Genomic DNA, 11,826 nt, shown 5'->3' on the forward strand with positions numbered 1-11,826 from the left:
CTTTTTTATGCTTCCTCAGATGCGCGTGCGCACATCCGCCGCAATCTGATCGAGCAACAGTTGCCAGCCCTGCCCCAGCTCGTTCACCAGGGCGCCATACCCATCGGCAGGCAGCACCCGCTCCTGCTGGAAGGGAACATCTCTCAACACGACCCCCTCCTCCGTCAGCAGGCGCCAGCGACCGCTGAGCAGGGCGCGGCCGTCGTGCCGCCCCTGGAAACGCTCGACCGAGATGCTCAGCACAGGCCCCTTGCGGGCCCCGTCCTGACGCACCACCCAGCCAGGCAAGCGGCTGGAGAGGCCATTGAGGGTCAACTGGTTCAACTGGGCATCGAGGGAACCTGCCCAGCGATGGTACTCGGCAAAGTGCAGCTCCTTGCCCTCCAGCTGATAGACCAGGCTCATCCGGTCAAGCTGACCGGACAGGGCGACGGGGCGCAGCACCAACTGGTGCTGCGGCTGCGCCGTGGTGACACTCGACGGCGCCGTGTCGGCATCCAGCGAATAGTAATGCAGCGTCGTCGGTGCACTGCCACATCCCGCCAGCAGGCCCAGCAAGGCCAGCGTCATCATCCGTTTTTTCATCATTTTCCTCGCTTGGGCTCGGGATCCCGCGGACGAGCGCGGTCAAAGATCAGCGAACTCGGCTGCTCGTTCAGTGAATGGACCAGAGGTTGCAACTCGCTCATCAGCTGGTTGAGGGATTGCACCGACTGGCGCAGCTCCTGATTGGTCTGGGAACCGGCATCATAGGTCTGCAACGTCTCCTGCAACTGCTTGAGGCTCTGGTTGAGGGAGGCCGGCAACTGCTGGGTCGACTGCTGGCCGGTAAACTGCTCCAGATTCGCACTCACGGCACTGACATGCTTGAGCGTCTTGTCCAGTGTCATCAGGGTGCTGTTGACCTGAGTAAGGGTGGTGGCCATGTCCATGTCGACGAACTTGTCGAGGATGAGGTTCACCTTGCGTTCGATCTGATCCAGCCCGGCCTGGGCAGTCGGGAAGACCTGATAGCCCGCCATCTTGAGCGGCTGATAGACAGGCGCATCCGGATAGAAGTTCAGATCGATCACCTTGCCCCCCGTCAGCAGGCTGGCGGTCTTGAGGCTGGCCCTCAGCCCTTCCTTGAACTGCTTGTTGAACAGGGCCCGCCACTGCTCCTTCTCCGCATTGGCATAACGGTGGGAGAGACGCTGCACCTCGATGCGCGCCAACACCGGGATCTGTCGGCTCTTGAACAGCTGGACGCCCTTGTCGTCGATGAGATAGGGAGCCGAGATGACAGTACCGACCCGGATGCCGCGATACTGTACCGCCGCGCCGGGATGCAGCCCGCCCACATCATTGTCGAACAGGAAGACATAGTCGATGAACTGATCCAGGCTACCGGCCAGCACGCTCTCCTCGTCCTTGAACAGCACGAACTCGTCGTTCTGTTTCACCGGCTCCCCCGGCAGCCAGCCGGGAGGCAGCCCCATGGTGATGCCGCCGTTGATCAGGCTCTCCAGCGAGTCCATCTTCACCTTCATCCCCTCGCTGCTCATGGAGACCTCGAAGCCGGGCGTCAACCAGAACCGGGAGTTGCTGCTCACCAGGACGTCATAAGGCGCGTTGATGAAGAGCTGGTACTGCATCTCGCTCTTCTCGGGCAGGAACTTGGCCTCTTCGACCTGGCCGATGGTGAATCCCTGATAGCTGATGGGGGAACCCGCGCCCAGCGCGTTGGCATCCCGGCTGGACAGGGAGAGCCGCAATCCCTTGGCATCCAGGGATGCCAGGGGTGGCCTGTCCAGCATGGCGTATTCGCTTCGCGCCCTGCCCTTCTTGCCGGGAGAAAGCTCGATATAGGCACCGGAGAGCAAGGTGCCAAGACCGGAAACGCCCTCACGCCCGACCCTGGGCTTGACCACCCAGAACTGGCTGTCTTTCTTGAGCATGCCGGCGGCGGCATTGGTCAGGCGAGCCTTGAGCACGGCATGGCTATAGTCCTCGCTGAGCTCCACCGTCTCGATACGGCCCACCTCCACTTCACGAGAACGGATCACCGTCTTGCCTGCCACTATGCCCTCGGCGGTCGCCACCGTCAGGGTGAAACTCGGCCCTTGTGAATACCAATGCTGGAACAGCATCCAGGCGCCGATGAAGAGCGCCAGCAAGGGCACCATCCAGATAGCGGCAGCCGAACTCATGAAATCAGAGCCCGGTTTCCACCTTGTCTTACGCTCACTCACGTTCGCGTTCTCCTTGTTGTAAATCCCAGATCAGGCGGGAATCGAAACTCATGGCAGCCACCATGGTGACCAGTACGACCCCGGCAAAGGCGACGGCCGCAGGGCCAGGGTAGATGGTCATCAGATTGTCGAGCCGGATGAGACCGGCCAGGATGGCCACCACGAAGACGTCGATCATCGACCAGCGCCCCACAAATTCGGTCATGCGATAGAGTTTGAGCTTGCCGAGGGGAGATGCCCCCTGGCCGCGCTGCACCACGTAGCAGAGCCACAGCAGCGCCAGGATCTTCACCAGCGGCACCACCACGCTCGCGAAGAAGATGACGGCGGCAATGGGGTAGGAGCCCATGGCCCACAGCAGCACCACCCCGCCCATGATGGTCGAGGGGCTGTCATCCCCCAGGAACACGGTGTCCATGATGGGATAAAGGTTGGCTGGAACATAGAGGATCACCGAGGTGATCAGCAGGGCCCAGGTGCGGTTCAGACCACCCGGCTTGCGGCTGTGCAGGTGATCCCCGCAGCGAACGCAACTATGGGCATCCTGCTCGTTCAGGGCGCCGCAGATGTGACAGCCCACCAGACCGCACGCCAGGGCGCTCTCTTCGGGATCCAGCTCCCTCGCCGCCGTCGGGCCGAACAGCCGCTGCCACAGCCACATCCGATCCAGGGAGGAGATCATCTTGATGAGCAGCAGGGTGTAGCCAACAAAGGCCCAGAACGACAGCCCCATCTTGATGTCGGCCATCCCCATCAGCTTGACCAGCGAGATGAGCACGCCGATGAGGAAGACGTCCACCATCAGCCAGGGCTTGATCCGGCACAGCAGGCGGCCAAGGGAGCGCAGGGCCTTGCTGTGCAGACCCTTGTCCAGGCGCCACAGCACCAGCATGATGGAGCCGATATAGACCAGCGGCAACCCGATCAGGGTAATGCTCAGCACGGCCCCGAGGAACAGGTAGCCTTGATCCACCAGGGTGGTGATGCACTGCAGGAAGGTCATCTCCTGCCCCACCCCCTTGGCCGAGAACGACATGAAGGTAAAGGCGTTGGAGAGCACGAACATGATGATGGCCGCAAAGCCATAGGCGATGGGCCTGCGCTCCTGCTCCGGCAGATGACGAGTCAGGGTATGGCCGCAGCGCGGACAACTGCTCGTCTCCCCCACGGCCAGCTCGGTGGCCGGCACCAGCAGGTCACACTCTTCGCAGGCGGTCGCGTCATGGGTATAGGTGGGTGGATGTTGGTGTGAAACCGGATGCAAGATAAGACCCCAGCATGAGGCCCGCCACGGGGCCAGAGCCGCCAATTATTGCAGCAGCGGCCCCTGCCGACCAGCCCTGTCGTTGTTCATCCTGCCCGGGTGTGAGAATGACTTTGACAAGGCAGTGACCATTTAGCACAATCAAACGCCACTTTTTTTCCGCGGGACAATAATTTATGACAACTGAATCCCCAAGCTACTCCACTATCGAGCAGGCCTTCTCCCTCGGGAACGGGCAAGATTCTGCCCTCAACTGGTTGCGCAAAAACCGTAGCCAGGTCGCCATCTTCCTGGTGAGCGGCATCAAGCTGGAGGGGACCATCAGCGGTTTTGACCAGTACAGCGTGCTGTTGACCGATGCCCATGGCAATCAGCAACTGGTCTACAAGGCCAAGATTTCCACCATTGCCATGCACTCCGGCCGTCCTGCCGTCAGCATCCAGCGGGCCCGCAAGCCACGGGTTTCCATGGCACCGCGCCCCCATGGCGCCCCCAGCCGTTATGACGACAACCAGGGTGGTGGCAGCGAGCAGTAAATCTCGCCCCCGCCCATCCTGATGGTGTCGCTGCGTCAGCCAGTGACATTTGCTCCCCACTCTCATGTTTCGCCTGTCCCGTATGAGAGTGGGGCTTCTCTCCCGAGCCGGTTGTTGACCCGCTCGTCTTCGTCACTCAGTAGGTCAACCCGACCGGTTTTCCCTCTCTGACCATGCAGACCTGCATGCCGGCCGCTTCACCGGCCTGTGCGCCTATGCCCGTGTCCTCGAACACCAGACATTGACCGGGCTCGACCCCCAGGCGTCGCGCCACCAGCAGGAAGGTGTCTGGATGGGGTTTGTGCAGCTCCACGTCGTCGGCGGTGACCACCACGGGGAAATACCGATCCAGCCCTGTGTTGCGCAGCACCGCTTCGGCATTGATACGGGGAGAGCCTGTCCCTATGCCCATGGGGATCCGGCCGTGATAGCGTTCCACCAGATCCAGCATGGCCGGGAAGGGGGTGGCCTTGTGCAGGTTGGCGACATAGTGTTCGGTCTTGCAGCGTGTCACCACCAGGGGATCCAGCGCGATCTGCTGCACTTCGGCCACCAGCAGGGCTATCTTGCGGCTGGGCATGCCTCCCAGCTCATAAAACCAGTCGGCGTCGAACCGAAAGCCAAACTCGCGGGCGGTGTGCTCCCAGGCGGCCAGGTGCAAGGGCATGGAGTCCACCAGAGTGCCGTCGAGGTCGAAAACCAGGCCTTGAAATCCGGATAGGGTCATGGTGCAGGATCTGTCTGTGAAAAATGGGCCCCCATTCTAGCCAGAGCGCGGGCGCATCGCCATGCGCCAGATGGCGAGAAACGCTTGCCACCTCATTTATACAGGGCGATGCCAGGAGGCAGCCCCCACGCAGGTGTCAGCGATATGCCAGGGTACAGGCACGCCCTTGGGATTTGGCGTGATAGAGCGCCTGATCCGCCTGCTCGGTCAGGGTTTGCCACTCCTTGTCTGATGACGGGACCAGATAGCTGAACCCGATGCTGACGGTGAGTGTCGCCGCCACCCGGGAGGCCGGATGGGGAATCTGCAAGGCGTCAAGGCCGTGGTGGATCTGCTCCGCCAGCCGCTCCGCCTCTCCCGGCTGCGGTGAACACAGCAGGATGACAAACTCCTCCCCCCCATAGCGGGCCACCAGGTTGGTACGCCGCCGCTCGGTGTCCTGCAGCAGTGCCGCCACCCGCTGCAGGCACTGATCCCCCTTGCCGTGACCGAAGTGATCGTTGTAGGACTTGAACTCGTCCACATCGATCATCAGCACCGCCAGCACGCCCTGATGGCGGCGAGCCCGCTCCCACTCCCGTTCCATGGTGATGTCCCATTGGCGGCGGTTGGCGATGCCAGTCAGGGGATCTTCCAGAGACAGCAGAGAGAGGCGCCGGTTGGCCTCCTCCAGCGCCCGGTTGGTATCGGCCAGTTGCCGGGTCCGCTCCTGCACCCTCAGCTCCAGCTCCCGATTGAAGCGCTCAAGCTTCTCCTGGGTGCGCTGGCGGATCAGCAACTGGGAGAGCACGGCGGCATACTGCTTGAAGATCTCGCTCTGATACGCCTTGAGGGGGCGCCGCCAGAGCAGGTTGTCGGCGGCGATCCAGCCGATGGGGGTACTCCCGTCCCAGAGCGACACCATGGCGTTCCAGCCGCGACCCACCTCCTGCTTCTCGTAATAGAGAGGCGTGTCCTCCAGCACCAGGACATAGTCCTTGCGACGCAGCGCCTCCTGCACCGTGGGATGATCCGGAATGAGGCTGATGAAATGGCGCTCGTCGATGAGCTCACCCGCCTCGTTGGTACCCCAGGTACCGTGCATGGTCTTGAATTCACTGTCAGTCAGGAAGATGGCGATGCGATCGAACTGCAACTCCTGGCGGGCCAGTGCCACCGCGTCGTGCAGCAAACGATCCTCGCTCTCGCAGCGGGAGAGCTTGACCCCCACCTGATGCAGCGCCTGCAGCATGCTGAGGAAAGAGTCCTGCAGGGCCTGGCTGCGCACGAGGTCTGCCTGGGTGTGGAGCCGCTGATCCCGCTCCAGATCCACCTGTCCCGCGAGTCGCCGACTCTCGAGCTCGGCGGCGAGATAATGCATGAGCAGCTGGATGCTCTGTTGCTGGCGTCTTGGCAGGCGATCGAGACGACGGCGGGTTTCCAGATAGACCACGGCCTCCAGCCCCTTGTGACGCTTGAGGGGGAAGCTGGCGCGCAGGCGCGGAATCTCGGGTTCGACGCTCTCCCGCTCCCAGATGGCACGGGTCGGCGCGATGGGCTCCACAAGCAACTGGCCGAGCGCAAGGGAACGTTCGATGAAGAGGATGGGCAACTCGAGGGAAGAGAGGATGTCAGCGCTCAGGCAGAGCAGACCCTGTTCCGGGCGATAGTGATAGAGCTGGGGCGTCGGAGCACGCAGCCACAGATAGATCTGTTCAGCCTCTGTTTTTTCCCTGACCGCAGACAAGGTCACTTCACAGAGATGTTCAAAACTGGTGAAGTGCTCCGGATCCCATTCTTCCATGCCAAATCATCCTTGGTTGTATCCAAGCGAGTATATTGGCAAAGCCCGGCCATTAATTGACCGGGCAATCAAAAGCGAGATCCAGAGCCCAGTTTTTACAACAGATTCAATGCCTGCATGGCACTGCGGATGCGCTCGCGGGTGGCCTCGGAGAGCGGCATCACCGGCAGACGGCACTCTTCGCTGCACAGACCCAGCAGGGAGACCGCATACTTGGCCCCTGCGGGGCTCGGCTCGGCGAACATGGCCTGGTGCAGCGGAATGAGCTTGTCCTGCAATTCGCGGGCAGCTTGCCACTCACCGGCCAGCGCCAGGTTCTGCACCTCGGCCACCAGCTTGGGGGCCACGTTGGCCGTCACCGAGATGCAACCCTGGCCACCACCGATGTTGTAGGCCACGGCGGTGGCGTCTTCACCGGAGAGCCAGGCAAACGGCTTCTTGATGAGCTGGCGTTCAACCCAGGGGCGGGCCAGATCACCGGTGGCATCCTTCACGCCGGCAATGCGCGGCAACTCGGCCAGACGGGCCAGGGTCGCCGGCTGCACGTCAACGATGGCGCGGGGCGGAATGTTATAGACGATGATGGGTTTGGTGGTGGCGTCGTGCACCGCCTTGAAGTGGTGGTAGAGCCCTTCCTGATTGGGGCGGTTGTAGTAACCGGCCACATGCAGGGTGGCATCCGCTCCCATCTGCTCGGCATAGCGGGTGTATTCAATGGCTTCAACCGGGTTGTTGGAGCCTGCACCTGCGATCACGGGAATGCGCCCGGCCACCAGCTTGACCACCAGCTCCACCACGCGGCAATGCTCATCGTGGGTCAGGGTCGGGCTCTCCCCGGTCGTGCCGACCGGCACTATGCCATGGGTTCCCTGCTCTATGTGCCACTCTACCAGGCGAGCCAGTGCGGCCTCGTCCAGCTGGCCCTGTCGAAATGGGGTAATCAGGGCAACTATCGAACCTTGAAACATGGGATTTCCTTCTCCTAAACAGATGGATTGGTCAATAAAAAGCCCCGGTACGGGAGTCGCTACCGGGGCTTGAATCGTCTCAGGGATGAGAGGTTACGCGCGCACGCCAGCAGGCCCGATTGTCAGGCTGTGTTTATGCTTTCGTTTCGATACGCATGACCGCATTGCATCATCTCTGGGTAAATAAGGCGTCTGGGCATATTTCGGGAACACGGCATAAATGTCAAGGCGAAAGCGGCCATGTATAATGGCCGCCCAAAAATGCGTGGAGAGACCCAATGAGCCGTCCTGTCAGTGCCGTCAGTCAGATGCTGGAACGTAACCAAGCCCTCTTTGTCGGCAAGCGGCTGTTGGTGTGCGGTGCCCTGGAGGATGATTATCCTCGTCAACTGGCCGAGCTGGCACAAAGCCTGACCGTCTTCACCACGGATTACTGCTATTACCGCAGCCAGCAGGCCGCTCTGGGAGACGCCATCCTGTTCGATCACCAGCTGGGTGGCGCCCCCCGCTTCGATGCCCTGCTGCTGCTGATGCCCAAGGCCAAGGCCGAGGCGCAATACCTGCTGGCCATGATGACGCCGCTGCTCGAAAGCGGGGCCGACCTGTTCCTCGCCGGCGAGAACCGGGGCGGCATCAACGGGGCAGACAAGCTGCTGGCACCTTATGGCGAGAAACCGATCAAGCGCGACTCTGCGCGCCGCTGCTCTCTCTACCACGGCATGCTCGACAGACCGGTCGTCCCCTTCGAGCTGGACGCCTGGTTCAGTCGCTATGAGTGCCAGGCAGGCGACACCACCCTGACCGTCATGGCCCTGCCCGGGGTCTTCAGTGCAGACGGCCTGGATCTCGGCACCCAGATGCTGCTGGCGAGCCTCCCCCCCGTGACGGGCAAGCTGCTCGACTTTGGCTGCGGCGCCGGCGTCATCGGTTCCGTGCTGGCCAAGCGCAACCCGGCCCTGGCCGTCACCATGGTGGATATCAATGCCCTGGCACTGGAGTCCAGCCGCCGAACCCTGGCGGTCAACGGTCTGAGCGGACGTGTTCATGCCTCCGATGTCTATTCCGACATTGCCGAAACATTCCAACAGATTGTCTCGAATCCCCCCTTCCATGCCGGGCTCAAGACCTTCTACGCCGCCACCGAAACCTTCCTGGCAAAGGCACCTGAGTACCTGACCGCAAATGGCGCCCTGACCATAGTCGCCAATGCCTTCCTGCGATACCAGCCTATACTCGATGCGCACTTCAAACAGACCGAGGTGATCGCGGTCGATGCCAAATTCAAGGTGTATCTGAGCAAAGCTTAAAGAAGTGCAACGGTTGTAATAAAACAAGTAGAGAGTGCCAGACGGGATCTGTTAAGGTACCAAGAAAACGTTTACCACCCCTTTAGGGGTGTTTTTTTCGCAGCGACATGAAAACCTTTTCAACATCATGATCTCAGGGAGAGAACGACGATGGCAGGCATACTCACCATGATACTGGCAGGCGGTGAAGGTACCCGACTGCAACCGCTGACCACCACCCGCAGCAAACCCTCCGTACCCTTTGGCGGCAGTTACCGGTTGATCGACTTCGTGCTCAACAACTTCGTCAACGCCGACTTCCTGCGCATCTATGTACTCACCCAGTTCAAGTCCCAGTCCCTTTACCTGCACATGAAGAAGGGCTGGAACATCGTCGGCATCACGGATCGCTTCATCGACCCCATTCCGGCCCAGATGCGAATGGGCAAACGCTGGTATGACGGCACCGCAGACGCCATTTATCAGAACCTGCGCTTCATCGAGATCTCCGACCCCGATCACGTCTGCATCTTCGGCTCCGATCACATCTACAAGATGGACGTGAGCCAGATGGTGAGCTTCCACAAGCAGAAAGCGGCCGCCCTGACCGTCGCGGCACTGCGCATGCCCATCGAGGAAGCAAGCGCCTTCGGGGTGATCGAGGTGGATCAGGAAGGACGCATGATTGGCTTTGAAGAAAAGCCCCGTCACCCGAAACACATCCCCGGCGACCCCACCCAGGCCCTGGTCTCCATGGGCAACTACATCTTCGAGACCGAGGCCCTCTATCGGGAGCTCAAGCGGGATGCCGCCGAGGAGAACTCCAGTCACGATTTCGGCAAGGACATCATTCCCAGCCTGTTCCCCCGTGCCCCCGTCTATGTCTACGACTACAGCACCAACGTGATCCCGGGCGAGAAGCCCAATGTCTACTGGCGCGATGTGGGGACGCTCGACTCTTACTGGCAGGCGCACATGGACCTGGTGGCCGACGATGCCCCCTTCTCTCTCTACAATCGCAAGTGGCCGCTGCACACCCATTACCCGCCCCTGCCCCCCGCCACCTTCATCGATACCGACGACTGCAAGGTCAAGATCGCCAACTCCCTGATCTCCGGTGGCTGCTTCATTCAGGGCAGCCAGATCCAGCGATCCATACTGGGATTTCGCTGCAACATAGGCCCCTGCAGCCACATCAGTGAATCCGTGCTGCTGGGGGATGTGAAAATCGGCGAAGGTTGCTCCATTCGCCGCGCCATCATCGACAAGAACGTTGAAATTGCACCCGGCACCGTGATCGGTGAGAATCTGGACCATGACAGAGAGCGGTTTACCGTATCCGAAGGCGGTATCGTCGTGGTACCTAAGGGAGCAAGAGTTGGCTATTAACCCACTGAAAATCCTGTTTGTAGCCTCGGAGGTTGAGGGGCTGGTGAAGACCGGGGGCCTGGCAGATGTGGCCAAGGCCCTGCCGCAGCATCTCGCCCGTCAGGGGCACGATGTGCGCATCATTATGCCCTTCTACAAGACCATCAAGCGCCGGGACGAGGCCACCCTCCTCGCCTCGCGCTGGCTCCCCACCCCCCAGGATCGCAGTGATATCAGCTATCGCATCCATCAGCTGGAACTGGACGGGATCTGCGTCTATCTGCTCGATTGCCCGCACTATTTCGACCGCCCCCAGCTCTATGCCGAGAACAACCAGGCCTATCCCGACAACGGTGAACGCTTTGCCTTTCTGGCCGCGGCGGCCCTGCATGCGTGTGAACAGCTGGGTTTCGCTCCCGACATCGCCCACTGCAACGACTGGCACACCGGTCTGCTGCCGCTGCTGCTGAAAACCCGTCATGCCCACAACCCCTTCTTCCAGCGTACCCGGTCGGTCATCAGCATTCACAACGCGGCCTTTCAGGGGGTATTCGATCGCCAGCAGTTCTGGGCCGTGCCGGAAATCCACGACTACGAGCAGCGCATCAACTACGACTATGGTCACATCAATCTGCTCAAGTGCGGTGTGCTCTACGCAGACAAGATCAATGCGGTCAGCCCCAACTACGCCAGCGAGCTGCTGACGCACCTGGGCGCTCACGGCATGGCCAGCGTATTCCAGCAGCGGGCTGCTGACCTGCGTGGCATCCTCAACGGCTGTGACTATCAGGACTGGGATCCCGCCTTCGATCCTCTGTTGCCCGCCACCTATGATGCCGACAACCTGGATGGCAAACACACCTGCAAGCGCATCCTGCAGCAGGAGACGGGGCTCCCCGTCGGCAACCTCCCCATCTATGGCATGGTGTGTCGACTGACCGAGCAGAAAGGAGTACACCTGCTCATCCCGGCGCTGGACAAGTTCTTGCAACATCAGGTCCAGGTAGTGATCGTGGGCTCCGGTGATCCCTCTCTCGCCGCCCAGTTGCAAAGCATTGCCCAGCAGCATCCCGACAAGTTTGCCTTCATCAAGGCCTATGACGACCGTCTGGCCCACCTGGTGGAGGCCGGCGCCGACTTCTTCCTGATGCCTTCTCTGTTCGAGCCATGCGGGCTCAACCAGATGTACAGTCTGGCCTATGGCACCCTGCCCCTGGTTCGGGCTGTCGGCGGATTGAAAGATACCGTCGTGGACTGGGATGCCGACCCGACGCACGCGACCGGTTTCTGCTTCAACGATCCCACTGCCAGCACCTTGCTCGATGCCATGCGCCGCAGCCTGCTCCATTATCTGCAGGAGCCGGCACGTTTTGCCCGTGTGCAGCACCACGCCATGAACACCCGCTTCGACTGGGCAGACTCCGTCATCCTGTACGAACAGATGTATCAGGATGCGCTGGCCACCGTCTGACGCCGATTGCTGAAGTTTTGTGCCCTTGGCACGCCTTTATCCGTCAACAGCGAAAAAAGTCCCCTTTGGCTGTTGACGCCCCCCCAAAACTCTATAGAATCCCCCACCGCAGTGATGCGAAGGTGGCGGAATTGGTAGACGCGCTAGCTTCAGGTGTTAGTGTCCCACGGATGTGAGGGTTCGAGTCCCTCT

Annotated in this window: 9 protein-coding genes and 1 pseudogene; 4 read left to right on the top strand and 6 right to left on the bottom strand. The window is 61.0% G+C overall.

Translation table 11 applies throughout. The features are described 5' to 3' along the window. Positions 1-15: 15 nt before the first annotated feature. From PG887_RS06675 to PG887_RS06685, 3 genes are read right to left on the bottom strand one after another with little or no spacing between them, the layout of a single operon-like run. Positions 16-585: a PqiC family protein gene (locus PG887_RS06675; RefSeq protein ID WP_039040600.1), complete on the bottom strand. Its 570-nt coding sequence runs from the start codon at positions 583-585 to the stop codon at positions 16-18. Continuing rightward, entirely contained in the window at positions 585-2,231 is a 1,647-nt protein-coding gene (pqiB, locus tag PG887_RS06680) for an intermembrane transport protein PqiB (protein WP_069651939.1), read from the bottom strand. Before pqiB ends, PG887_RS06675 begins: the two co-directional genes overlap by 1 nt. Further along, positions 2,224-3,495 (bottom strand): paraquat-inducible protein A, encoded by a 1,272-nt coding sequence (locus PG887_RS06685; protein WP_270821378.1) that lies wholly within the window; start codon positions 3,493-3,495, stop codon positions 2,224-2,226. Before PG887_RS06685 ends, pqiB begins: the two co-directional genes overlap by 8 nt. Before the next feature lie 176 nt (positions 3,496-3,671). On the opposite strand from PG887_RS06685, the gene hfq reads away from it, so the two are divergent. Further along, on the top strand, positions 3,672-4,031 hold the full coding sequence (gene hfq / locus PG887_RS06690) for an RNA chaperone Hfq (RefSeq protein WP_039040603.1): 360 nt from the start codon (positions 3,672-3,674) through the stop codon (positions 4,029-4,031). Positions 4,032-4,167: 136 nt separating this feature from the next. Here the strand turns inward: hfq and PG887_RS06695 are convergent, their stop codons facing one another. The 3 genes from PG887_RS06695 to dapA all read right to left on the bottom strand — a co-directional run bounded on the left by PG887_RS06695 (position 4,168) and on the right by dapA (position 7,509). Then, a complete protein-coding gene (locus tag PG887_RS06695; protein WP_041211731.1) occupies positions 4,168-4,758 on the bottom strand; it encodes an HAD family hydrolase in 591 nt (196 codons plus the stop codon). Positions 4,759-4,894: 136 nt separating this feature from the next. Then, a complete protein-coding gene (locus PG887_RS06700) occupies positions 4,895-6,541 on the bottom strand; it encodes a sensor domain-containing diguanylate cyclase (RefSeq protein WP_104454799.1) in 1,647 nt (548 codons plus the stop codon). A gap of 95 nt (positions 6,542-6,636) precedes the next feature. Continuing rightward, positions 6,637-7,509 (bottom strand): 4-hydroxy-tetrahydrodipicolinate synthase, encoded by an 873-nt coding sequence (gene dapA, locus PG887_RS06705; RefSeq protein ID WP_039040606.1) that lies wholly within the window; start codon positions 7,507-7,509, stop codon positions 6,637-6,639. Between the two features lie 278 nt (positions 7,510-7,787). Here dapA and rsmC point away from each other — a divergent pair, with 278 nt between their 5' ends. From rsmC to glgA, 3 genes and pseudogenes are all read left to right on the top strand, one after another. Continuing rightward, positions 7,788-8,816, top strand: a complete 1,029-nt coding sequence (rsmC, locus tag PG887_RS06710) for a 16S rRNA (guanine(1207)-N(2))-methyltransferase RsmC (protein WP_270821379.1) — start codon at positions 7,788-7,790, stop codon at positions 8,814-8,816. A 147-nt stretch (positions 8,817-8,963) separates the two neighbouring features. Continuing rightward, positions 8,964-10,184 (top strand): annotated as a pseudogene (gene glgC / locus PG887_RS06715) (glucose-1-phosphate adenylyltransferase); the annotation flags it as partial. Further along, on the top strand, positions 10,174-11,634 hold the full coding sequence (glgA, locus tag PG887_RS06720) for a glycogen synthase GlgA (protein ID WP_270821380.1): 1,461 nt from the start codon (positions 10,174-10,176) through the stop codon (positions 11,632-11,634). The pseudogene glgC and the gene glgA, both read left to right, overlap by 11 nt. Positions 11,635-11,826: the final 192 nt, after the last annotated feature.

Source organism: Aeromonas sp. QDB14 (genome assembly GCF_027707845.1).
In the GTDB taxonomy this organism is placed as follows: domain Bacteria; phylum Pseudomonadota; class Gammaproteobacteria; order Enterobacterales; family Aeromonadaceae; genus Aeromonas; species Aeromonas caviae.

Coding starts and splice junctions, on each gene's coding strand:
- PG887_RS06700 (WP_104454799.1), bottom strand. CDS start 6,541: ATGGAAGAATGGGATCCGGAGCACTTCACCAGTTTTGAACATCTCTGT.
- hfq (WP_039040603.1), top strand. CDS start 3,672: ATGACAACTGAATCCCCAAGCTACTCCACTATCGAGCAGGCCTTCTCC.
- dapA (WP_039040606.1), bottom strand. CDS start 7,509: ATGTTTCAAGGTTCGATAGTTGCCCTGATTACCCCATTTCGACAGGGC.
- rsmC (WP_270821379.1), top strand. CDS start 7,788: ATGAGCCGTCCTGTCAGTGCCGTCAGTCAGATGCTGGAACGTAACCAA.
- PG887_RS06695 (WP_041211731.1), bottom strand. CDS start 4,758: ATGACCCTATCCGGATTTCAAGGCCTGGTTTTCGACCTCGACGGCACT.
- PG887_RS06675 (WP_039040600.1), bottom strand. CDS start 585: ATGAAAAAACGGATGATGACGCTGGCCTTGCTGGGCCTGCTGGCGGGA.